Annotated in this window: 22 protein-coding genes, 2 tRNA genes and 3 pseudogenes; 23 read left to right on the top strand and 4 right to left on the bottom strand. The window is 37.9% G+C overall.

The window, feature by feature from the left end:
* Positions 1–163: 163 nt before the first annotated feature.
* Positions 164–787, bottom strand: a complete 624-nt coding sequence (gene lexA, locus M3610_RS00995; protein WP_098572238.1) for a transcriptional repressor LexA — start codon at positions 785–787, stop codon at positions 164–166.
* Positions 788–946: 159 nt separating this feature from the next.
* Here lexA and yneA point away from each other — a divergent pair, with 159 nt between their 5' ends.
* The 8 genes from yneA (at position 947) to M3610_RS00955 (ending at position 9,170) form a co-directional block, all read left to right on the top strand.
* Complete coding sequence (gene yneA / locus M3610_RS00990; protein ID WP_098572239.1) at positions 947–1,273, top strand: cell division suppressor protein YneA; 327 nt, start codon at positions 947–949, stop codon at positions 1,271–1,273.
* Between the two features lie 12 nt (positions 1,274–1,285).
* Positions 1,286–1,933 carry a YneB family resolvase-like protein gene (locus tag M3610_RS00985; RefSeq protein WP_098572240.1) on the top strand — a complete coding sequence of 216 codons (648 nt, stop codon included), beginning with the start codon at positions 1,286–1,288 and terminating at the stop codon, positions 1,931–1,933.
* Between the two features lie 78 nt (positions 1,934–2,011).
* Positions 2,012–2,242, top strand: a complete 231-nt coding sequence (locus tag M3610_RS00980) for a DUF896 domain-containing protein (protein ID WP_098572241.1) — start codon at positions 2,012–2,014, stop codon at positions 2,240–2,242.
* A gap of 177 nt (positions 2,243–2,419) precedes the next feature.
* Positions 2,420–4,426, top strand: coding sequence for a transketolase (gene tkt / locus M3610_RS00975; RefSeq protein ID WP_098572242.1), 2,007 nt, complete (start codon positions 2,420–2,422; stop codon positions 4,424–4,426).
* A 246-nt stretch (positions 4,427–4,672) separates the two neighbouring features.
* Positions 4,673–5,113: a sporulation inhibitor of replication protein SirA gene (sirA, locus tag M3610_RS00970; protein WP_026566602.1), complete on the top strand. Its 441-nt coding sequence runs from the start codon at positions 4,673–4,675 to the stop codon at positions 5,111–5,113.
* A gap of 71 nt (positions 5,114–5,184) precedes the next feature.
* A complete protein-coding gene (locus tag M3610_RS00965) occupies positions 5,185–5,397 on the top strand; it encodes a YneF family protein (RefSeq protein WP_373561664.1) in 213 nt (70 codons plus the stop codon).
* Positions 5,398–5,626: 229 nt separating this feature from the next.
* Entirely contained in the window at positions 5,627–7,378 is a 1,752-nt protein-coding gene (locus tag M3610_RS00960) for an ABC transporter transmembrane domain-containing protein (protein ID WP_098572243.1), read from the top strand.
* 1 nt (position 7,379) lies between these two features.
* A complete protein-coding gene (locus M3610_RS00955; RefSeq protein ID WP_251456048.1) occupies positions 7,380–9,170 on the top strand; it encodes an ABC transporter ATP-binding protein in 1,791 nt (596 codons plus the stop codon).
* 55 nt (positions 9,171–9,225) lie between these two features.
* On the opposite strand, the gene M3610_RS00950 is transcribed toward M3610_RS00955, so the two are convergent.
* Positions 9,226–9,402, bottom strand: a complete 177-nt coding sequence (locus M3610_RS00950) for an aspartyl-phosphate phosphatase Spo0E family protein (RefSeq protein ID WP_098572245.1) — start codon at positions 9,400–9,402, stop codon at positions 9,226–9,228.
* 280 nt (positions 9,403–9,682) lie between these two features.
* Here M3610_RS00950 and M3610_RS00945 point away from each other — a divergent pair, with 280 nt between their 5' ends.
* Both M3610_RS00945 and M3610_RS00940 read left to right on the top strand, forming a co-directional pair.
* Complete coding sequence (locus M3610_RS00945; protein WP_098572246.1) at positions 9,683–10,390, top strand: cytochrome c biogenesis CcdA family protein; 708 nt, start codon at positions 9,683–9,685, stop codon at positions 10,388–10,390.
* 176 nt (positions 10,391–10,566) lie between these two features.
* Positions 10,567–11,046, top strand: a complete 480-nt coding sequence (locus M3610_RS00940; protein WP_098572247.1) for a CcdC family protein — start codon at positions 10,567–10,569, stop codon at positions 11,044–11,046.
* Positions 11,047–11,119: 73 nt separating this feature from the next.
* On the opposite strand, the gene M3610_RS00935 is transcribed toward M3610_RS00940, so the two are convergent.
* The gene (locus tag M3610_RS00935; RefSeq protein ID WP_098572248.1) at positions 11,120–11,545 is read right to left on the bottom strand and encodes a DUF2621 domain-containing protein; all 426 of its coding nucleotides are present in this window, start codon (positions 11,543–11,545) and stop codon (positions 11,120–11,122) included.
* A 300-nt stretch (positions 11,546–11,845) separates the two neighbouring features.
* On the opposite strand from M3610_RS00935, the gene M3610_RS00930 reads away from it, so the two are divergent.
* The 11 genes and pseudogenes from M3610_RS00930 (at position 11,846) to M3610_RS00885 (ending at position 19,982) form a co-directional block, all read left to right on the top strand.
* A tRNA-Sec gene (locus M3610_RS00930) sits at positions 11,846–11,942 on the top strand.
* A 169-nt stretch (positions 11,943–12,111) separates the two neighbouring features.
* Positions 12,112–12,390, top strand: coding sequence for a type 2 periplasmic-binding domain-containing protein (locus M3610_RS00925; protein WP_098572249.1), 279 nt, complete (start codon positions 12,112–12,114; stop codon positions 12,388–12,390).
* A 167-nt stretch (positions 12,391–12,557) separates the two neighbouring features.
* Positions 12,558–12,884, top strand: a complete 327-nt coding sequence (locus M3610_RS00920; protein WP_251456047.1) for a tyrosine-type recombinase/integrase — start codon at positions 12,558–12,560, stop codon at positions 12,882–12,884.
* A gap of 10 nt (positions 12,885–12,894) precedes the next feature.
* Positions 12,895–13,071 (top strand): annotated as a pseudogene (locus M3610_RS00915) (tyrosine-type recombinase/integrase); the annotation flags it as partial.
* Positions 13,072–13,527: 456 nt separating this feature from the next.
* Positions 13,528–15,066, top strand: coding sequence for an NADH dehydrogenase subunit 5 (locus M3610_RS00910; RefSeq protein WP_098572271.1), 1,539 nt, complete (start codon positions 13,528–13,530; stop codon positions 15,064–15,066).
* A complete protein-coding gene (locus M3610_RS00905) occupies positions 15,063–17,675 on the top strand; it encodes a DUF2309 domain-containing protein (RefSeq protein ID WP_098572251.1) in 2,613 nt (870 codons plus the stop codon). Before M3610_RS00910 ends, M3610_RS00905 begins: the two co-directional genes overlap by 4 nt.
* 193 nt (positions 17,676–17,868) lie before the next feature.
* A complete protein-coding gene (locus M3610_RS00900) occupies positions 17,869–18,234 on the top strand; it encodes a Na-translocating system protein MpsC family protein (protein WP_098572272.1) in 366 nt (121 codons plus the stop codon).
* 99 nt (positions 18,235–18,333) lie between these two features.
* Positions 18,334–18,825 carry a carbonic anhydrase gene (locus M3610_RS00895; protein WP_098572252.1) on the top strand — a complete coding sequence of 164 codons (492 nt, stop codon included), beginning with the start codon at positions 18,334–18,336 and terminating at the stop codon, positions 18,823–18,825.
* A 305-nt stretch (positions 18,826–19,130) separates the two neighbouring features.
* Positions 19,131–19,298: pseudogene (locus M3610_RS28305) on the top strand (hypothetical protein); the annotation flags it as partial.
* A gap of 105 nt (positions 19,299–19,403) precedes the next feature.
* Positions 19,404–19,580, top strand: coding sequence for a hypothetical protein (locus tag M3610_RS00890; RefSeq protein ID WP_251456045.1), 177 nt, complete (start codon positions 19,404–19,406; stop codon positions 19,578–19,580).
* A 189-nt stretch (positions 19,581–19,769) separates the two neighbouring features.
* The gene (locus tag M3610_RS00885; RefSeq protein ID WP_180230010.1) at positions 19,770–19,982 is read left to right on the top strand and encodes a hypothetical protein; all 213 of its coding nucleotides are present in this window, start codon (positions 19,770–19,772) and stop codon (positions 19,980–19,982) included.
* Positions 19,983–20,084: 102 nt separating this feature from the next.
* On the opposite strand, the gene M3610_RS00880 is transcribed toward M3610_RS00885, so the two are convergent.
* Positions 20,085–20,369: a hypothetical protein gene (locus M3610_RS00880; RefSeq protein ID WP_098572254.1), complete on the bottom strand. Its 285-nt coding sequence runs from the start codon at positions 20,367–20,369 to the stop codon at positions 20,085–20,087.
* A 255-nt stretch (positions 20,370–20,624) separates the two neighbouring features.
* Here M3610_RS00880 and M3610_RS00875 point away from each other — a divergent pair.
* Positions 20,625–20,706 (top strand) — tRNA-OTHER (locus M3610_RS00875).
* Positions 20,707–21,140: 434 nt separating this feature from the next.
* Positions 21,141–21,844: pseudogene (locus M3610_RS00870) on the top strand (SAM-dependent methyltransferase).
* Positions 21,845–22,197 lie beyond the last annotated feature (353 nt).

The following is a 22,197-nucleotide window of genomic DNA, read 5'->3' as shown; positions in this document are numbered from 1 at the left end:
TAAGGTAAATCTTGGTGTAGTTCAATTATATCAAACATTTACAACATGGACATGAGTAAAAATACTGAATTTTCACTATATAATATACATGATATGATAAAAATGAAAAATTTTCCCAATAATGTGACATAAAAAAAGCATGCACAGTTGTGCAAGCTCCCTATTAATGAATATGCCGATAAACGCCGATAACTTTTCCTAGAATTGAAACATTCCTTAGAATAATAGGGTCCATTGTAGAATTTTCCGGCTGCAGGCGTATGTAATCTTTTTCTTTAAAAAATCTCTTACAGGTGGCTTCATCTTCCTCGGTCATTGCTACAACGATATCACCGTTATTCGCGGTTGGCTGCTGTTTCACAATGACGTAGTCCCCATCTAGTATCCCAGCTTCTATCATACTCTCACCCATGATTTCTAGCATGAAAACCTGTTCATCTGCAGGTGCAAGACTTTCTGGGAGCGGGAAAAACTCTTCGACATTTTCAATAGCTGTAATTGGTAATCCTGCAGTTACTTTACCTACCACGGGAACATTTACAACTGCATTTCTTGGTATATGTGCTGCAGCATCTGCTTCTAATATTTCAATTGCTCTTGGTTTGGTTGGATCCCGTCTAATCAGTCCTTTGCTTTCCAGCCTTGCTAAATGACCGTGAACAGTGGAGCTGGAAGCAAGTCCAACTGCTTCTCCAATTTCTCTTACGGAAGGGGGATATCCTTTACTCTTAACCTCACTTTTAATGAAGTCTAATATATCCTGCTGCCGCTTTGATATTTTAGCCATGATAAAATCCACCTCGTCTGGTTTTTGTTGTCTTTATTATACCATGTTCGTATTTTTTATACAAACATAAGTTCGAAAAATAGTTGACAACAAACAAACGTTCGATTTATAATCATATTAATAAAACGAACATATATTCTTAGTAGAGGTGTTTTTTATATGAAAAAATTATGGAACAAATACTCCTATGCTATTATTCTAATTATTTTAAGCTGTTCACTTTCCTTCATATTATCTTTTCAACATCATTCAAATGATCAAGATAAGTATTTAAAGATTACGATTTCAGAAGGGGATTCACTTTGGGATATCTCTGACCAATATTCCGAACAACATTCATTATCAAACCAGGAATTTGTTTCTTGGATAAAAAAGCATAATGAAATTGATGAAGACCTAATTTTTCCTGGTGAAGAAATTATCATTCCAGTGAGTAACGAAAAGGGTTTAACAACACAAGAATTAGCTAGTGCTGTGAGTGAATAGAAAGGAATAACAATGAAAGCAATCATATACTGCCGTGTCAGCACCAACAAAGAAACACAAGAAACATCATTAAAGCGCCAAGAAGAGGAATTAACACAACTTGCTCATTCCTATCAATTTGAAGTTGATAGTGTAATTAAAGAAAAGGCAAGTGGCTACGAATTCGACCGAGAAGGGATCTTTCAATTATTAGAGCGTATTAAAGATGATCAAGTTCATGCGGTATTAATCCAGGACGAAACCCGACTTGGTAGAGGTAACGCTAAAATAGCGATTTTGCACTGCATTTTAAAAGAAAATATTAAACTTTACAGTATCTCTCAAAGTGGAGAATTACAGCTGTCAGAATCAGATTCCATGGTTTTAAAAATTGTTGGCATGGTGGAAGAATATCAACGTAAACTTCATAATGCAAAAATTAAGCGCGGCATGAAGCGAGCTGTACAGAATGGTTATAAACCTGAAAAAAACTTAAAAAATCTTGGTGAAGGTTCCGGACGTGAAAAAATTGAAGTACCAGTAGAAGAAATTGTCCGGCTAAGAAAGAATGGATTAATTTTTGCTGAAATTGCTGCCACTTTGAGAGGTTTTGGCTATAACATTTCAAAGGCAACCGTACATAGAAGATACCAAGAATATATCGAATCACAAGAAGAGTAAACCTTTTGCCTTGTCATTAGTTTTTTTTTTTAGTAAAATCAAGTGTCATGTAAACAGGTAGAAAGGAAGGTTTACTCCATGCTATCCAAAGAAAAAATGGCTAGAATTAACGAGTTGGCAAGAAAAGCAAAAGCAACGGGATTGACTGAAACAGAAGCCAAAGAACAATCAAAATTAAGAAGCGAATATTTGGCAGCATTTCGTTCTAATATGCTTGATACCCTTACCAACACTAAGTTTATTGATCCTAAGGGAAATGATGTCACACCAGAAAAAATCAAAGCTAGGAAAAAAAATACACTTCACTAAAAATTCAGGGATACAATTTTTGTATCCCTTTTTTACATAGAGCGGCATTTTCTGAGTCAAACTAAAAAATAAAGCGGATTTTGTTCTTTATTATTATGCTATTTGTTGAATAAACCACAGTATCAATATAAAATTGAAATGTACTTAGTACCTAGTCATTAGGAAAGGATGTAATTCATGTTTAATACTATTGATGATTTATCAGTTACCTCGATCCGAACTCTTTCGATTGATGCAATCGAGAAAGCTAACTCTGGACACCCAGGGATGCCAATGGGTGCAGCGCCAATGGCGTATACTTTATGGACTCGTTTCATGAACCAAAATCCGAAGAATCCACGTTGGTTTAACCGTGATCGTTTTGTTTTATCTGCTGGACATGGGTCAGCGTTGTTATACAGCATGCTTCACTTGTCTGGTTTCAATTTAAGCATGGATGACTTAAAACAATTCCGTCAATGGGGCTCAAAAACACCTGGTCACCCTGAATACGGCCACACAGAAGGTGTAGAAGCAACAACTGGTCCACTTGGACAAGGGATTGCAATGGCAGTGGGAATGGCAATGGCAGAACGCCATGTTGCAAGTGTTTATAATAAAGATAAGTATGAACTTGTGAACCATTTTACATACAGTATTTGTGGAGATGGAGATTTGATGGAAGGTGTTTCTGCAGAGGCAGCTTCACTCGCGGGGCACTTGAAACTAGGAAGATTAGTGGTCCTTTATGATTCAAATGATATCTCTCTAGATGGTGATTTAAATAAGTCTTTTTCAGAAAGTGTCAAAGATCGCTTCCTATCCTACGGCTGGCAATATCTTCGTGTGGAGGACGGAAACAATCTAGAAGAAATCGCAAAAGCGCTTGAAGAATCAAGAAATGATTTAGAACGACCAACAATGATTGAAGTAAGAACAGTAATCGGTTATGGTTCTCCAAATCGTGCGGGTACATCAGGTGTTCATGGTTCACCACTTGGTGCTGATGAATTAAAACTTACTAAAGAATCCTATAAATGGACTTTTGAAGAAGATTTCCATGTACCACAAGAAGTCTATGATAACTTCCAAAAGCTTATCGTTGAAAATGGTGAGAAAAAGGAAAAAGAGTGGAATGACCTTTTCGCTCAATATAAAAATGAATACCCTGAATTAGCAGCTCAGCTTGAGCAAGCATTAAATAATGAACTTCCAGAGGGTTGGGACAAGGATATCCCTGTTTATAGTGAAGGGAAAAGCCTTGCAAGCCGTGCCTCATCAGGTGAAGTAATTAATGGCATTGCTAAAAATCTACCTATTTTTATTGGGGGCTCAGCAGATCTTGCAGGCTCTAACAAAACGATGATCAAAGGTACGAAAGACTTTATGCCAGGTTCTTATGAAGGCCGCAATATCTGGTTTGGTGTTCGTGAATTTGGAATGGGTGCTGCAATGAACGGGATCGCTCTTCATGGCGGAGTAAAAGTTTTTGGCGGAACATTCTTTGTTTTCTCTGATTACTTACGTCCGGCGATTCGACTAGCTGCGTTAATGGGATTACCTGTTACCTATGTATTTACGCATGATAGTATTGCTGTTGGGGAAGATGGACCAACGCACGAACCGGTAGAACAATTGGCGGCATTACGTGCAATGTCAGGAATTTCAGTCATTCGCCCAGCAGATGGAAACGAAACAGCGGCAGCTTGGAAGCTTGCTGTTGAGTCAACAGACAAACCAACTGCACTTGTGTTAACTCGTCAGGATTTACCTACATTAAAAAATACTGATACCAATGCTTATGAGGGTGTTTCTAAGGGCGCCTATGTGGTATCTCCTTCTGAAAGAGAAACTCCAGATGCATTGCTTTTAGCAACTGGATCTGAAGTAAGTCTTGCAGTGGAAGCTCAAAAAGCACTTGCTGGAGAAGGGGTTCATGCTTCAGTCATAAGTATGCCTTCATGGGATCGCTTCGAGCAACAATCCCAAGAATACAAAGACTCTGTCTTACCAAGAGGTGTGAAAAAACGTCTTGGAATTGAAGTTGGCTCATCGTTTGGCTGGCACAAATATACAGGTGACGAAGGCGATGTATTAGCGATTGATCATTTTGGAGCTTCTGCACCAGGAGAAAAGATTATGGAAGAATTCGGATTTACCGTAGATAACGTTGTGGCACGTGTGAAGGCACTTTTACAAAAATAAAATCGTAATTTTAAGGAGAGCGGATTTATCCGTTCTCTTTTTTTGTTGGGGCAGATAATCTTTGCACAAATATGCACAAAGATATTGCTGCAGGAAAATTCATAAAATCTACCGAAATATATAAAAATAGCTTGCAATTCTTACAATCGACAAAAATAGTGGAAGTTTTTGGCGCCGTAAGACAAAAGTTTCGCTTGTCTTTTTTTATAATAGTAAAAAGGGTAACCAACGAAGGAGAGAACAGTGGTGAGAAAATATCAACTATATTTAATAGAAGATGAATTTGCGACCCATTACTTCGGAAGAGAGCGATTGTTTTTTCAGCTTTTTCAAGAGAATCATAAAGCAAACGGTGAATTTAAATTTATAACCCAAAAACAAATTTCCTATATAACCAGAAAAGTCGAGGCGCTAAAGATTCATCAGCTTATTCTAAAGCAACTTGGAAAAATCAAGGGTTTTAAAGCTGAAAATGGTGCATATTCGATGGAATTAAGCGGAAAACTAAGTACGGCAAAGTTAGAGGTATTCCAAGACTTAATTACTATTGATGCACAAGGAAGCTATGAAGCCGAGACTGCCTTTTTTGAAGTATTAAGAAAATGTGAGTCTTCTTTTTTAGCGCTTGACCTTGAACATCAAAGATATGGCTGGTTAAAACCGATAAAAGAAAGAAAATTTATCTGATTGCAGATATTGTCTAATCGTGTTTTATTTAGTACACTGTATGGTAGACAACACGAAGGAGGAAGTTGAATATGTATTACGTTCTAGTTGGTATACTGGCACTAGCAGCTGGTGTAGCACTAGGATTTTTCATTGCTCGTAAATATATGATGAGCTACTTAAAGAAAAATCCGCCTATCAATGAACAAATGCTGAAAATGATGATGATGCAAATGGGACAAAAACCATCACAAAAGAAGATCAACCAAATGATGGCTGCCATGAACAAGCAACAATCTAAATAAACGGACAAGCGAACACGATCCGATCAGACAATAATTAACCACCTTTCTGAATTTATTAAATTCCGACAGGTGGTTTTTATTTTCATAAAGGAAGATCCTTATGTTTTTTCGTCCTCAATAAGTATTCTTAATCTTTCTTATCTTGATAATATTTGGTAAAATGAAACTCCAGTAAATGGATTATTTTACCTGACAACAATATATTTTTTTGTGTTTTGGGGGCGGTTGGATGAAAGTATTTTTAGACTTAGCATGGTATTTTAAAAAAGAGAAAAAAGCTTATATTTCAGGGATATTCATCTTAATGCTTGTAGCTGTCCTTCAGTTAGTGCCGCCAAAGGTCATTGGAATCATCGCTGACGAAATTAAGGATGGGACTATGACAAAGGGAATCCTCCTTCAGTGGATAGGGGCTCTTGTTGCAGTAGGCCTGGCTATGTATGTTCTCCGCTATTATTGGAGAGTGATGATTTTTGGGTCATCTGTAAAGCTCAGTAGACTGCTTCGGAATCGACTGTATCAGCATTTTACAAATATGTCTCCATCATTCTACCAAAAGCGTCGAATTGGCGATTTGATGGCTCATGCTACAAATGATCTGCAAGCAATTCAGCAAACAGCTGGTGTTGGCGTGTTAACGTTGGTTGATTCGCTGTCAACTGGTGGCTTTGTGATCTGTGCGATGGCATTTACAATCAGCTGGAAACTTACCTTAATTTGTTTGATTCCTATGCCTTTTATGGTCATCCTTACGAGTTGGTTTGGAACAATGCTTCATCGAACCTTTTATCAGGCACAAGAAGCTTTCTCGTCCTTAAATGATAAAACACAGGAAAGTATTACTGGGATTAAAGTGATTAAGACGTTTGGTCAGGAAAACGAAGATATCGAGGATTTTCGGAAGAAATCAGAAGATGTTGTCAAAAAAAATATTAGTGTTGCTAAAATTGATTCACTGTTTGATCCAACGATATCAATTATTGTGGGGATTTCTTTCTTTTTATCGATTGTATTTGGTTCTAGATATGTCCTTAATGGGGAACTAACGATTGGACAATTACTCTCGTTTACTACATATTTGGGGTTACTTATTTGGCCGATGCTTGCATTTGGCTGGTTGTTTAATATTGTTGAGCGAGGCAGGGCTTCCTATGACCGTGTCACCTTGCTCCTTCAGGAAAAAGTAGATATTACCGATCAGGAGGATGCTTTAAACGTAGTGCCGGCAGGAAAAATAAAATTCGACCTTGAGAAGTTTACCTACCCAAATGAAACGGAACCAGTTTTAAAGGATATTAACTTTTCTCTACATGCCGGGGAAACACTCGGTATAGTGGGTAAAACGGGAGCCGGGAAAACAACACTATTAAAGCTGCTCATTCGTGAGTTTGATAGTTATCAAGGGGAAATTACTTTTGGTGGAAAGAAACTTCAGGCCTACAAACTTGAAAAATTACGTGAGGCGTTTGGTTATGTACCGCAAGATCACTTTTTGTTTTCGGCTACAGTCGGTGAAAACATCGCCTTTACAAATCCTAACTCCACGATAGAGGAAATAGAGAATGCCGCAAAGTTAGCGAATATCCATGATGATATCCTTCAATTTGCGGAAGGGTATCATACGGTTGTTGGGGAGAGGGGGGTGTCATTATCTGGCGGGCAAAAACAGAGGCTTTCGATTGCCCGGGCTATTTTGATGAATCCAGAAGTATTGGTCCTCGACGATTCTTTATCTGCAGTAGATGCAAAAACAGAAGAAGCCATTCTTTCTTCGTTAAGAGAAAACCGGGAAGGAAAAACAACCATAATTACATCCCATCGATTAAGTGCGATTCAACATGCCAATCTCATTCTCGTTCTCGAAGAAGGTAAGATTGTCGAAAGAGGCACCCATCAGGCATTAATGGAAATGGGCGGATGGTATAAGCAAATGTATATACGCCAGCAGCTAGAAGAGCTGGTCGAGCATGGAGGACATTAATATGGAAGAGAAAATACATCTTTCTGACCGTGAACAACGAAATATATTATTTCGGCTGCTGTCCTACACGAAACCACATAAAAAACTGATAGGAATGGCATTTATCTTTCTATTATTAACGACCATCGGTGATATTGTCCTTCCGATCCTAGTCAAAATTTTTATCGATGATTATTTAACACCCGGAAAGCTTGAATTTCAGCCTCTATTAATCCTTGGCTCCACATATATGGGGATTCAAATCATCAAAGCCATTCTAATGTTTTTTCAATTTGTAAAATTCCAAGAGCTAGCTTTAAAAATTATTCAACAGCTTCGAATAGATGTTTTTTCTAAAGTTCAGTCACTTGGGCTGAAATATTTTGATCAAACACCTGCCGGAAGTATTGTCTCTAGGGTAACGAATGATACCGAAGCGATTAAAGACATGTTTGTCACAGTCATTGCAACGTTTATCCAAGGTGGGTTTTTATTATCGGGGATTTTTATCGCGATGTTTATCTTGAATATCAAACTTGGATTATTATGCATTATTATCCTTCCAATGCTGTTATTTGTTATGAACCTCTATCGAAAGTTAAGTTCACGATTCTACCTTGATATGCGTGAACGACTGAGCCAGTTGAATGCCAAGTTAAGTGAATCTTTATCAGGAATGGGCATCATTCAAGTGTTTCGTCAGGAAAAAAGACTGCGTGCTGAATTTGGAATGATAAATGACCAGCACTATGAGGCAGGAATGAAGAATCTTAAAATTGACGGCCTTCTGTTAAGGCCAGCGATTGATTTGATTTACGTTTTAGCATTAATCATTGTGTTATCATATTTTGGGCTCACTTCTTTGAACCATGTGATTGAAATCGGAGTTTTATATGCCTTTATCAACTATCTGGATCGTTTTTTTGAACCGGTTAATCAAATGATGATGAGACTTTCCTTGTACCAGCAAGCAATTGTCGCTGGATCACGCGTCTTTAAATTATTAGATGAATCTGAGTTAGCACCTGCCCAAAAGGAAGAGAACATTCTAGCGATTGAGCAAGGAAAAATTGAATTTAAAGATTTGAGTTTTTCCTATAATGGGAAACAGGATGTGCTTAAATCTATTTCATTCACGGCTAAACCTGGCGAAACCGTCGCCCTAGTTGGTCATACCGGTAGCGGGAAAAGCTCAATCATTAATTTGTTGATGCGGTTCTATGAATATGAACGGGGAGACATATTCATTGATGGTCATTCTATCCGAAATTTCACCAAAACAGAGCTCCGAGAGAAAATGGGCCTCGTTTTACAGGATCCATTTTTATTCTTCGGGACGGTAAAGGACAATATACGCCTGCATGCCAATGACATGTTGGACGAACAAGTGGAAGAGGCGGCGAGGTTTGTCCAGGCCCATACCTTTATAGAAAAATTGGACGATGGATTTGACCATAAAGTAGTAGAGAGAGGGACCACTTTTTCTAGCGGTCAAAGGCAATTAATCGCCTTTGCTAGAACGATTGCGACCAAACCTAAAATATTGGTCCTTGATGAAGCAACAGCCAATATTGATACGGAAACAGAGGAAGCTATTCAAACGGCCCTCTCCAAAATGCGAAAAGGGCGAACCACCATTGCGATTGCTCATCGGCTGTCAACGATTCAAGATGCTGATTTAATCTTAGTTTTGCACCAAGGAGAAATTGTTGAAAGGGGAACACACCAGGAACTCCTCGCTCTAGGTGGGTTATACCATAAAATGTTCCTTTTACAAAATGGAGTGGTAGAGAGTATGGATGTTGTGAATTAATGAAGAAAGCCTGGCAGCGCTGCCAGGCTTTTCGTATTTTTATAGGAGTTTTTTCTTAACAAGCTGATGATGGAACCTTTTTTATATATATACGATGATATTCATTTAAGAGGTGGTCAAGCTCCTGGCTGTAGCGAATCGCAACGGAGGATGTCAAGCCGTTGCTAGTAGCGACTTGAATTAATTCAGCTCGTTTTTTTTCAATTAATGTAACTAAATCATCCTTTGTCACGGCCGATTTCCTTTCCAGAGTAACCCCTAAATTTTGGTTAAAACAGAATACTAATATACCAAATTTCAATTGGTTTTACTAGTATAACCTATGTTGTAAATTTTTTCAAAGAGAATTGTAAATAAATACCCATCCAATTTATGCATATAAATAGTTAGGAGGAATATTGGAAAGGAGAAATAAAAAACGAGTGCGACACAAAATATTCAAGGTCAACATTATCATTTACAACAAACATTTGTTAGAATAGAAACGTATCGACTATAGTGGGAGTGTTAATATGTCAGATGTAAATATATTTTTAGCATTAGGGGCAGGATTTTTAAGTTTTATTTCACCCTGTTGTTTGCCGCTTTATCCTGCATTTCTCTCATATATCACAGGGATGTCTGTTGGGGAGTTAAAAAGTGAAAATGCCATGCTTCAAAGGCGGAGTTTACTCCACACCTTATTTTTTCTACTAGGCTTTTCAATTATTTTTATTGCAATTGGATTTGGAACTTCGTTTCTAGGAAGCTTTTTTTTACAGTATAAAGATCTAATTCGTCAACTCGGCGGAATTTTTATTGTTTTCTTTGGTTTAGTGATCGTTGGAATTTTAAATCCGAAGTTTATGATGAAGGATCGCCGTATTGAATTTAAAAATCGTCCTTCTGGCTATTTTGGTTCCGTTTTAATTGGGATGGCGTTTGCAGCTGGATGGACACCTTGTACCGGACCAATTCTTTCATTTGTTATCTCCTTAGCAGCGACTAATCCTGGTTCTGGGATGATGTATATGATTGCATACTCGCTAGGTTTTGCGATTCCTTTCTTTATTCTTTCATTTTTCCTTGGCCGCATGAATTGGATTAAGAAGAACAGCGGGAAAATCGTCAAAATTGGTGGTTACATAATGATTGTCATGGGGATTGTCTTATTCTTTGACTGGATGACAAAAATCATTTCGATTTTTTCAAATTTGTTTGGTGGCTTTACAGGGTTCTAAATATATAAAAATATAAATATTGTATGTAAGGGAAAATTCCTGAGGAGGTTTTTCCCTTTTTGTATCAATAACAAGGTTGGTAAAAATGGGTTCTATTTTATTGAGATAATTTTTTTCAAATCCATTTATTTGAGTTATAATGGGGTAGTAAATAAATTAGATAAGGAATGAATCTAATGAACATAGTTCTTGCTTCTTCAATTGGAGCGGTGTTTATGGGTAGTCTGGCCCTAGTAGTCCGGATGAAAGCCGCAAAAAAACCCACCAATGCTCGTAAAATAATTCTACCGCCTCTGTTCATGTCGAGCGGGGCATTAATGTATATTGAACCGCAATTTAGATTAACTGGAGCAGAAATGATCGAGGCAGCAATTGTGGGGATGCTATTCTCTATTTTACTTATTAAAACCTCGAAGTTTGAGATTCGCGATAATGATATTTATCTAAAACGCTCCAAAGCATTTTTCTTTATATTAGTTGGGCTATTAGTTGTACGTCTTGTCATGAAGTCGGTGCTAAGTGCAACCATCGATATTGGAGAACTAAGCGGTATGTTCTTCCTTCTGGCCTATTCAATGATTGTGCCTTGGCGGATCGCGATGTATTTGGACTATAAAAAACTGTTCAAACAGCTGCATGGTGGGAAACAGATATAGTAAAGAGAGAGACTGGTCCTTTATTGGATCAGTTTTTTTATTGAAAATAAATAACCGTCTATTATCTAGACGGTTAAAATAGGTGCTCAAAGGGAGCGACATCAATCCGATTTTCAAACAGCTTTTTGCGTAAGAATTTATGATCTCTCTTTGGTGTTGCTTGAATATAGCCCCGAATAACTAAATCTTGAGTAATTTTTGGAGCTTTTTCTTTTAAGGCGATTTCGCCAATTTTTCCTGCAATCTTATGTCTGGCCACATCACGGAAAAGTTCGGGAACAGGGCTGACTAAATCCTCAAGGAGCACTTTCTCCTCGGGTCCCCACAAATGACGGGATTCATTAACATAATGTTCTTCCCAATCCATAACTGACTTGCCATCTTCTTTCGGCATCTTTTTCAAAAACTTCCGGAACATAAAAAATCCACCGATGGCAAAAGAACCAACTAGGAAAACTACCCAGAACAGGATAAACCATAAAAACCAACCATGAAGCATTCTATTCACCTACATAAATAACTATTTTTCATCTTATTATAATCTTTTTTTATAAGGATAGACAAGTATTGGACGTAATTGTATAAATTTTACCTGATGTTCTTCTGCTGGTATAGTAATCTCCAATCAATTTATGAATTCCTTATTGACAATTGAAAAGCTTGTCGAAAAAATGACAAAAACGCGGTATGTATTGATAATAATCATTTTCCATTGTAATATGATAACAAATGATGAAATCTATTGGATAAGATAGCTTTTGTTGATATAGTTACAACTATATTGATATATTAAAATCTTGGGGCTGAATGGGGTACTGGTGTCCTCCACAGTCTTCAAAACTGCTTGAGACCTGCGTGCCAGGTCTGGTGGGTTCGATTCCCACGCAGTCCCGCCAAAAAGTTGATGTATCAAGGGTTTTCTTAATTTTATTTTAATGATAGTTTTTACATATTCCTTCACAGTCATACCCCTATCTACTGACAAGACTGTAGAGGGGCTGTAACAGAGACTGTAGGGAACGTTTCCTTCAACCTCCAAATAATTATTTATTGGAGGTTAAATTTATGCAATCAAAGGTTATTCCAAAGAAGGTAAAGCCGAAACTAGGTAAGATTAGAGAGGGAAGCAAAACGAAAACAAAGGCAAATTCCAATATCCTGACATTGGATCAGATGTTTAATAAGTTTATGACCGCTAAGAAAACAGAAGGATTAGCACCTAGGACGCTTGATGAGTACTACAATAACTATGCCTATCTCAAAGGTTTTCTTGGTGAAGAAACGACGAATGAGAACGTTGCTGCAGAGGATTTCCAAGGATATGTAGGGTATATGCTTCATTGATAAGGAACTTTCCCCTATGACAGTTAATATTCGCATTCGTAATATAAGGGCATTCATTAGGTAAGTCATAAGAAGGAATGGATTACTGAGCCTATCCATGAGGATTTCAAGCCGAAGAAATACCTGAGGATACGTTAGAATCATTCACACCCGCTGAAGTTATGAGGATGATGGATGTCATTGACGATTCAACATATACAGGATTCAGAAATAAGGTAATCATTTATGTACTTTTAGATTCGCTAGTGCGCATTTCAGAGCTTTGCGCAATGAAGCGGGAGAACGTTAATATAGATACGGGCGAAATTTTCCTTGAAGCAATGGATACAAAGACTAGAAAAGCCCGTATTGTGCCAATAACAGATCCTACAATTGAATTACTGAAAGAATATATGGAAATTACCGAGGATTTTGATGACGATCATTTATTTTTAACCTATGATGGGCATGAAATAAACCATGCTACAGTCAGAATTGACCTGAGAGACCTTTGAAAGGGCAGCTGGGGTTAAAAAACGTGTCAGTCCTCATACATTTCGTCATACTGGTGCACTATGGTATATAAAAAAAGGTGGAGATCCATTTAGCTTACAAAAAACTTTAGGGCATACAGATATGAGCATGACACGTAAATATATTCAGATGAGCAATATGGATGTCCAAGGACAGCACAAGTTTTGAGTTTATTTTTTTTCAAGAGATGAATTCAAAAAAGGGCAAGTAGATAATCGGGTTGGTGGAAAGTTTGACCGAATTACAACTTGACATAATTTTTCATTAATAGTAAAATTCATTTCATAAATAAATTGATTAAATGATTTCCCTAACTAAATAGATTACTTTAGCATAAGGTTAATAACTATCTATTGATTCAATGAAAAAGTAAATCTATAACAAAAGGGTAATCTGTAAATATACCTCTTAAGTATGAATACTATATTACATAATTAGGTAGACTATTAAAAGGCCTGAATGGCCCGTTAAAAGTAAACCGACAATTTTCAAAGTTTAATGGTTTTGACCATTATGCTTAAAAATTGTCGGTTTTTTTTATTAATAAAACAGAAAGGAATGCAGCGTAATGAAGGAAATCGGTCAAAGTCATATTTTCATAATGTTGGTTTATTCTATCCACGGATGGAGGGAAGTAAAATGTTAAATTCCCTGCCAGAAATATTTTTTGTATTGCTTGCGATATCGGTGCTTAGTGCACTGTTCCTGTTATATCCAAGGGTTCCACTGTCTTTTGTTCGGCTTCACATCGGTATCACATTGTTGCCTCCACTGGCTGCCCTAATGGTCCTTGTTACTACCAAGGAGACCATAATTTATGGTCCCTGGTGGCTTGATTCCTTATCATGGATGCTGGTATTGTTTGTCCTTACCATCGGTTTTATCGTGCAGTGCTATTCTGTTCGTTACTTCCTTGGTGATCGTTCCTATCGAAAATATTTTGCCTTGCTGACTATTACTATTACTGCTGATTCAGTTGTCTGGCTAAGTAATGATCTTCGCCTGTTGCTGATTTGCTGGGGGGTTACACTCCTGGGGCTAATACTACTGATAAGATTAAAAAAGGAGTGGAGTGTTGCTAGAAACGCAGCTAAACAATCAGGACGACTATTTGCAATAAGCTGGCTTATACTGTTTGGAGCTGTAATCTGGGTAACCCAATCCACTGGGCATTGGCAGTTGTCGCTTGTCCTCACAAAAAGCAGTCTTACACAGCTTGATTTATGGGAAAGGACTTGTATTAGCCTGATGCTAATCTTGGCTGTCGTAATTCCGGCAGCACAGTGGCCTTTCCAACGCTGGCTATTGAATTCAGTAGTAGCTCCAACTCCTGTATCCGCGGTAATGCATGCGGGATTAGTGAATGCTGGCGGAATTATCTTGACTCGGTTCTCTCCGCTTTTTAGTGGAGATATTACCCAAATCGTTTTACTTTTAGTGTCTAGTGTTTCAGTCATGACAGGTACCGGAATTATGCTGGTCCAGGTTGATTATAAACGACAGCTTGTTGGGTCTACGATTGCACAGATGGGGTTTATGTTAATCCAATGTGCATTAGGTGCTTTTTTGGCTGCCATTATCCACGCTGTCTTACATGGTCTATTTAAGTCAACTCTTTTCTTACAGGCTGGCTCTACGCTTCAACATCACAAGAAGCCAACATCAGAGTCATACCAGCCATTGTCATTATTATGGACAATCACAGGAGGGATTTTAGGCCTCCTGGTGGCAATTGGTCTTTGGCTATCTTCATCTGGAGAGAATTATCAAATCATAAGCGCTCTTACCTTAGGGTGGTCAGTTTCATTAGCCTGGACCCAGCTCGTGGCTTTTGGTTCTGGACATATCGCGCGGATTGCAGGATTTTCTTTATTTGCAGTAGCGGCAATTGTATATAATTTCGTACATGATGCTTTTTATGGTGTATTACAAAATTCAATCCCGAAGGGAATGCAACCACCGGAACCGGCGGCAATTTTACTTCTGATTATTTTATTGGCCGGAAGTGCTGCAGGTGCATGGCTTGCTCGTAATCGTTCATCAGCTGCCTATTTTGTTATTTATCTTTGGCTTGTACGATTGGGTGAGCCTCAAAATAATTTGATAGAAAGTCATCCTAAATATTTGACACAATCATTCTTTAGAGGAGGTCATTTACGATGAATACAACATTAGCAAAAACATTACATTGGGAAAAGCTGCCTGATAGTCTTGATTTTGATCTTATTGACTTAGTGAAATCGGCCAGCAGGGTTATTGTACCGCTCGGGCCAATTAACACATTTGCAGCACGTAACCCCTGGGTAGGCTTGGAGGGACAAACGTTTGAAAAAACGGCTTACTGGCTCAAAGATACTTGTGATATAGATATCTATCCTAATGACTCCGTATTTCAATCTGCTTGGGAACGAGGCGAGATTCATCAGGATTTTTTAGAAAATGGACTTCAACATTGGCTAAACACACAATCTTTGGAGTTGCCGTATGAGGTCGCAGAGCGGTTCTGCCGAGCTGCACTAATGCAAAAGCAACTACCTTCCAGCACTATGGAAGAACCTAAGTTAAAAAGTATGGCAAGAAAACTAAACCGTTTTACATCCCAAATGACCGAAAAACATTCGGTCAAAACCTATAGCCAACGCTTGGAACAGCTGGGAAGGGTAAATGCAGCTCACGATCTTAACTGCAATATTATCAAGTGGTGTAAATTGTTTCTTGATGAGTCCCAAGCTGTCTGGTCGATGCCAAATCGTGAAGAAGGTTTCTATCGTGCGTGGCGGAAATTAGTCCAGCACGACCCGGCACTTAGCCGTAAGGTCCGTAAACAATTAAGTGATTTGCCGGAAGAAGCTGATGCTGCATTAATGGAAGTTTTGTTCGCACTAGAAATTCGATTTTCAGAAATTCAAGAATATTTTGAAGGCCATTTCCTTGCATTACCGGGCTGGAGTGGCATGATGCTTTGGCGTTCGCAGCAATCGACCGAAGAAAGTTCGCTACTACTTGAGTATTTAGCCGTCCGAATATCGATGGAATGGGCTTTAGTTAAACCCTTTCTTCCCTTGCCTGAAAAAAGAAACAATAAAGTACATTTAGAACCATTGATTACGGCCTGGGCCGAATGGGGGAACCTGTCAATCAATGCTTGGTCTCAGTTATCGTCTACAGAAATAAAGGCATGTTTGACCCTTGCATATCGTTTTGATAAGATTCAACGCAATCGACTATGGCTTGAAGCATGGGAAAAAACATATGAGGACCAATTAAAGAAGATGCTTATATCCCAACAGACGGCAGAAGAGGCGGAAAACATAAAGCCGGAACTGGCTCAGTTTGTATTTTGTATTGATGTTCGTTCAGAGCCTTTTCGCCGCAAACTTGAAAAAGGAGGAGAATTTAAGACTTTTGGAACAGCAGGCTTTTTCGGATTACCGATAGAAACCTACGAGCTTGGCAGTAACCATACGCATAACTCTTTGCCTGTAATGTTTAAACCGCAATACAAAATAAAAGAGTTTTCACCGGAGTCTGAATCCTATCAACAACGGCATCATGTAGTCAATTCAATAGGTTATACATTTAATGCGATGAAACATAATCTGATTTCCAGTATGGTATTGCCGGAAATTAGCGGTCCTTGGCTCAGCTTGCAATCTCTCGCTCGCAGCTTTGTGCCTAGGAGTGCAGGACGGACATTAAGGAAATTGCACGAAAGATGGCTACATAAACCATCCACGGAACTCTTGCTTGACCATACGCAAACATTTGAAAAAGCTTTGCCAACTGGCTTTTCGGTGAAAGAAAAAGTACACTACGTAAGGCAGGCACTAATAATGATGGGCCTCACCGATCATTTTGCACCACTAGTGGTTATTTGCGGACATGGAAGTCACAGCACGAACAATCCATATAGTTCCGCACTCGACTGCGGTGCATGTGGAGGAGCCTCAAGCGGATTCAATGCAAGAGTACTGGCAGCATTGTGCAATCTGCCAACCGTAAGGAAGAGCCTTGAAACAGAGGGAATAATTATTCCTAAAGATACCGTTTTTGCAGCTGCTGAGCATATTACCACACTTGATGAATTGCGTTGGCTTTACATTCCAGAACTATCAGATGAAGCTAAGAAAGCATTTTATCGTGTCCAGGCCGAGTTGCCAAAGGTGAGTGAGGAAGCCAATTCTGAGAGGATTCCGCAATTGCCAAATATCGGACCCCATCTTAAAAGTCCAAAGGCTGAGGCTCAACGACTTTCAGAAGATTGGAGTGAGGTGCGTCCGGAATGGGGTTTAGCGCGCAACGCTGCGTTTATCATCGGGGAACGTTGGCTGACCCAAGGTTGCAATTTGGGTGGAAGAGTTTTCCTCAATAATTATAACTGGAAGAAGGATAAAAACGGTCATATTCTAGCAAACATTATTTCCGGACCTGCAACGGTAGCTCAATGGATTAATCTGCAATATTATGCATCTACTGTTGCCCCTCATTATTATGGAAGCGGGAATAAAACAACCCAAACCTTGACAGCTGGGCTCGGGGTCATGCAAGGGAACGCTAGTGACTTACTATCCGGACTTCCCTGGCAATCTGTGATGAAATCAGATGAAGAGGCATATCATGAGCCACTACGTTTGCTGGTGGTCATCCAAGCGCCAAAGGAATATGTAAAAAGGATGCTCGACCACGATCATGCCTTTCAGCAAAAAGTGAAAAACGGATGGATTCGGCTTGCGTCCATTGACCCGGAAGGACACTGGGAGAGTTGGTCTTAACAATTCCTGGTTTTTATATAATGTCCTTGATTGGGCTGCTTTTCTTTTCAGTTCTTAAAGCAATGGTAAATAGCTTTCTAAAAGATAGTGTTACGTTGATAAAATAGATTGTTTTTTGAATATTATAGGCAATGTTTGGCCATGTGTTTGGCCATCTATGAATGTAACTTTGAATAAAGGAAAAGGAATCGGTATGGAAAAATCAAAAGGAATTCTTGAAGCTGAAATAAGCAAAGCTTTAACACATTGGGAGAAAAATTATCTTGGACGAGGCTCCGTATCAGTTAAATCAGATATATTACGGGATATGGTGATTGTGATTCTTGGAGCTATTTTAACTCCTGCAGAATATGAAGTATGTCGGGATAAAGAAGGATTGTTATCAGTAAAAGAATATCGCAACAGTTTGGTGGAATCCGGTCTGGCTGATTTAAAGGAAATTATCTTAACGATAACAGGCGAAGAAGTAATTAGTTTTCACACCGATATTAGTACGCATACTGGAGAACGATCAATGGTCTTTAAGCTTTCCAGCAATCTGCAAAGCAAATTATGTTAGAAATAAAAGGATATATTCAAGGCTTAAATATCTTTTTCTAAAGGAAAGCATCAGAATCTTATTTAGAATACAATACAAATTAATAATGAGGTGAATTTGATGTCTAGAGATGAAAAGAAAAAAGTACTATATGTGATTGGTATGGATCATAAATTAGAACGTTTTATTAAAGAAGAAACCAACAATCAGGAAAATATGATTATCTTGCAAAGAAATCAACTGGTCATTTCACACCCCTTCGACGAATTAGTGAGGGACATAATCATTACGGTCTTTCAGGAAAATGTTGAAGAAATCGTTGTTGCCTTCACAGATGATTATCAAAAGAACACTGAGGATATACTGATCAAAATTAATAAAAACAAAGAATTAAAGGATAAGATTCAAACACTGGATTATCTTTTTAGTAATACCAAGCCGGAATTTCCTAGGGGTACGGTAAGTGAATGGTTACAGGGAGGAAAAACTTTAATGGATTGTGTCCAAAAAACAGTCCACATCATTCGCCATCATCCGCTGCTTCCGTCGCATGTAAAGGTCAATGAATTATTTATTAAAAAGGAGAATGAAAAGCTATCTGGAATTGTCTAATAAACTATTTATCTAAATATTAATGAAATCAGAGTCTTAATTCCTCAAATTAAAAGAAAATGGACATTTTATTTTTTATTTTAATATCTAAAGAGGCATTCAATGATAGATTTTTTATACATATCTTACTTGCCAAAAAAGTTGATAAATTAAGTGTTCGCTCATTAAGCAGTCACCTTAAACGGTGGCTGTATTCCTTTTTTCATGTTATTTTTATTTAATATTGCTTACAAAAGAAAGACTTCCCGAAGGAAGCCCCTATGTACACGTTTATTTCCCTTTTCTACGAGAAGATACAACTATAAATTGTCCAATATTGTAAAAGACTACTTATATTCAGGATATTTACTAACTATTTCTTCATAAGTTCTTTTACCTTTAATAAATTAGGGTTTGTACATACGCAAGACCTCGAAGGAATTGTTCTAAAACGCAAAGATTCACGTTACGAAGTCGGCAAGAGATCGCACTCCTGGCTGAAGGTTATCAATTACCAGTACGCTGATATAATCGTTGTTGGCTACCGTAAGCAACCGAAGGATTTCGGCTGGCAATTAGCTGACACTGATGGAAAATACATGGGCGTGATGGAACTCGGTGTGCTAACGCGTGAAAAAGCGAAAGTGTATCGCGCTCCAATCATAAAGGAAACAGATGATTTTGCGTATATAGCTCCGATTGGTTTACGTGTGAAATACCGAAATCTAACTAAGGCTGGCTTATTACGGCTGCCTAGTTTTGTAGAGTGGGTTTAACGACCTACTCTTTTTTAAAGATCTGTTATACAATAACCTTGATAATTTACCAAAAGAAAAAGGACTTTTTTGATGACATCTTATTTAACAAAGCACTCGTTAGCTGAATAAGAAAACTCGAGAAAATTATTGGTATCAAAGGAGAAAACCTCCTTTATGTCGAAAATTATAGATAAAGGGGATGACCCAATGAATAAAGTTGGTTTATTAAAAAATCTACACAAAGCAAGTCGAGGTAATTTCTTTTCAACAGAGATTCCTAAGGCTACAAAAGAAGATGAAAAAAAGATTGAAGAATGGGTTGGAGAATTAGAAAGTGAAGGAAAAATCAAGTTAAGAGAGTGTATACAGCGAGAATACTCGGTTTATTTACATGGAATAATTAAGTACGCATCCGAATAATCGGGTGTTTTTTATTGGGGTGAAACGAAATAGGATATTTCAAACCAAGAAAACCGAGAGTAACTATTTCAGCTAAAAAAGCCACGGCAGGTACGCCAAGGCTTAATAAAATGGGCGGTTATGATACGATTCATTTTTCCGTTCTTTCGCGTCGTAAGTGTAGTCGGTGAATTTCTTTTCGACGAAGCTCGAGGCAGCGACCGACATTAGACCGGTTGGCATTGTGACTGCGAGGACTAGGGAAGCGTATAGCCAGCGATAAGGGTGCGGTGATTGATAGTCAATTGCGTTTATGTCGATTACCTTTAACGAAGTAATAAGGTAAATGGCGATGATGATTCCGGTAATAATGGCGAAATAGCCCGCCCATTTTAATGCGTTTGACATGCGAATCCCCTCCAACACTCTTTTGGTTAATTTTACGATTTTTTACTTTTTGTGTAAATGCAAACTAGCGAATTCAAAATTTTTATATTTGCGGACATCGTTGGCGTACGGTTTTCGAATCTTGACATTTTCGCTACCTTTCAACTATTATAAGACCGTAAAGGACGAACGAAAACTGTAACGGTGATTGACCGAAAACTGTGTAAAGCGTTGATTTAACGTTGAGGTTAACGCTGATTGAACGGAATGATTAAGCGGATTGTATTACGTGGTCTTCAAAACTGCTTGAGACCTGCGTGCCAGGTCTGGTGGGTTCGATTCCCACGCAGTCCCGCCAACTAAACCCAGATATATCAAGGGTTTCGACTGTTTTTCATCTTTGTTTTACCGACTGTTTGAAAAATGAGTTAAAGTTAAAAAGTCACCAGTATTTTTTCTAAAAATTACATAGTACAAGTGCGACTGATTTTGTGTGTACCAGTGTGTCAAATCCACCAAATTCTTGTAAGAAGGGTGGATTTTTTTATGCAACCCGTAAGGAAAACTCAGCGAAAAGGTTCAAGAAGTAATCAGAATATTAAACGGTTCAAACAAACTGAGCAAAAGATGACTCTGTTTGAAATGTTTGAGCGATTTATGGCCTTCAAACAAACTGAGGGTTTGGCAAAACCTACAATTCAAGGATAATTTAAAGGTCACAGCAAAATAATTATAGGAACCAACTTGGTTATGAAACTGGGAATGTAATGCTTTTTGATGAGGTGAGTTTAGTTGAGTAATGTAGAGCAGAGTATAAAGTTCGGTTTAGAAAGAATTGTTTTTATTGGGAGAACATTCGAAGAGTATTTTGATATGTTTTCTCTTTCAGAGGAAGAACTAAAAGGAAAGAAAATACTTGATTGTCCAGCAGGAGCTTGTTCATATACTGCTGTTGGTAACAAATCAGATTTAGATGTAACAGCGTGCGATATTGCTTATTATCACTCAGGTGAAGACCTAAAAAATAAAGGTCTTCAGGATATTGAACACGCGATGGAGCATATGGAAAAAGCCCATAACAATTATAAATGGGATTATTTCAAGGATATAGAAGGACTTAGAAATAATCGTTTAAGTGCCTTACAAGATTGTACCAACCATATGATAGAATCCAGAGAAAGATACATTCCCGTTCCTCTACCTATTTTACCGTTTAAGGATGAACAATTTGATATTCTTCTATCTGCACATTTTCTATTTATGTATGCGGATCGTTTAGATTATCAATTCACATCGAACCGTTAACTGAGTTCTTAAGGATAACGAAAGAGGAAGTTCGAATTTTTCCTTTAGTTGATTTACAGGGAAACAGATACGAGAAATTAGATGAAATAATAGGTTATTTGACTGACAATGGCTGTATGGTTGAAGAAGTCAAAGTACCATATGAATTTCAGAAAAATGCTAACTCGATGTTAAAAATAAAAAAAGCTTAGAAAAGAAAGGGGTAACGTGTAAGCGTTGCCCATTTTTAAAAACACATCTTACTAAAAATATGGGAGTTAAAGTCAAGATCGCTGCGGCGATCTTTTACTTATTTGGGGCAGTATTACTTGTATAACCACAAGACCTTGGGAAATAGGAAATACAATCTTTTATGGAATGACTGTTTTACAGAAGAGCGTATTATGCATTAAAGCATTTCATTCATCAAGTGTATGTATTTGAACCCCAAGAAACCTAAGTTTATTCAAAGCCTTCAAATTACATAGTTTGGAGGCTTTTTCTTATGTAAAATTTTATGTTTTTTACAATTCCTACTAGAAACGAATAAAAAAAGGAGTTTTTT

This window comes from Neobacillus sp. MER 74, from assembly GCF_023714155.1.
This window is presented reverse-complemented; position numbering and strand designations above follow the sequence as displayed.

Excerpts from the sequence above, each read along its gene's own strand:
- M3610_RS00965 (WP_373561664.1), top strand. The coding sequence starts at position 5,185 with ATGTATTACGTTCTAGTTGGTATACTGGCACTAGCAGCTGGTGTAGCA.
- M3610_RS00955 (WP_251456048.1), top strand. The coding sequence starts at position 7,380 with ATGGAAGAGAAAATACATCTTTCTGACCGTGAACAACGAAATATATTA.
- M3610_RS00905 (WP_098572251.1), top strand. The coding sequence starts at position 15,063 with ATGAATACAACATTAGCAAAAACATTACATTGGGAAAAGCTGCCTGAT.
- M3610_RS00890 (WP_251456045.1), top strand. The coding sequence starts at position 19,404 with ATGGGCGTGATGGAACTCGGTGTGCTAACGCGTGAAAAAGCGAAAGTG.
- M3610_RS00960 (WP_098572243.1), top strand. The coding sequence starts at position 5,627 with ATGAAAGTATTTTTAGACTTAGCATGGTATTTTAAAAAAGAGAAAAAA.
- M3610_RS00945 (WP_098572246.1), top strand. The coding sequence starts at position 9,683 with ATGTCAGATGTAAATATATTTTTAGCATTAGGGGCAGGATTTTTAAGT.
- M3610_RS00910 (WP_098572271.1), top strand. The coding sequence starts at position 13,528 with ATGGAGGGAAGTAAAATGTTAAATTCCCTGCCAGAAATATTTTTTGTA.
- yneA (WP_098572239.1), top strand. The coding sequence starts at position 947 with ATGAAAAAATTATGGAACAAATACTCCTATGCTATTATTCTAATTATT.
- M3610_RS00925 (WP_098572249.1), top strand. The coding sequence starts at position 12,112 with ATGCAATCAAAGGTTATTCCAAAGAAGGTAAAGCCGAAACTAGGTAAG.
- M3610_RS00985 (WP_098572240.1), top strand. The coding sequence starts at position 1,286 with ATGAAAGCAATCATATACTGCCGTGTCAGCACCAACAAAGAAACACAA.
- M3610_RS00935 (WP_098572248.1), bottom strand. The coding sequence starts at position 11,545 with ATGCTTCATGGTTGGTTTTTATGGTTTATCCTGTTCTGGGTAGTTTTC.
- M3610_RS00885 (WP_180230010.1), top strand. The coding sequence starts at position 19,770 with ATGAATAAAGTTGGTTTATTAAAAAATCTACACAAAGCAAGTCGAGGT.
- M3610_RS00900 (WP_098572272.1), top strand. The coding sequence starts at position 17,869 with ATGGAAAAATCAAAAGGAATTCTTGAAGCTGAAATAAGCAAAGCTTTA.
- M3610_RS00880 (WP_098572254.1), bottom strand. The coding sequence starts at position 20,369 with ATGTCAAACGCATTAAAATGGGCGGGCTATTTCGCCATTATTACCGGA.
- lexA (WP_098572238.1), bottom strand. The coding sequence starts at position 787 with ATGGCTAAAATATCAAAGCGGCAGCAGGATATATTAGACTTCATTAAA.
- M3610_RS00895 (WP_098572252.1), top strand. The coding sequence starts at position 18,334 with ATGTCTAGAGATGAAAAGAAAAAAGTACTATATGTGATTGGTATGGAT.
- M3610_RS00940 (WP_098572247.1), top strand. The coding sequence starts at position 10,567 with ATGAACATAGTTCTTGCTTCTTCAATTGGAGCGGTGTTTATGGGTAGT.
- M3610_RS00980 (WP_098572241.1), top strand. The coding sequence starts at position 2,012 with ATGCTATCCAAAGAAAAAATGGCTAGAATTAACGAGTTGGCAAGAAAA.
- tkt (WP_098572242.1), top strand. The coding sequence starts at position 2,420 with ATGTTTAATACTATTGATGATTTATCAGTTACCTCGATCCGAACTCTT.
- M3610_RS00920 (WP_251456047.1), top strand. The coding sequence starts at position 12,558 with ATGATGGATGTCATTGACGATTCAACATATACAGGATTCAGAAATAAG.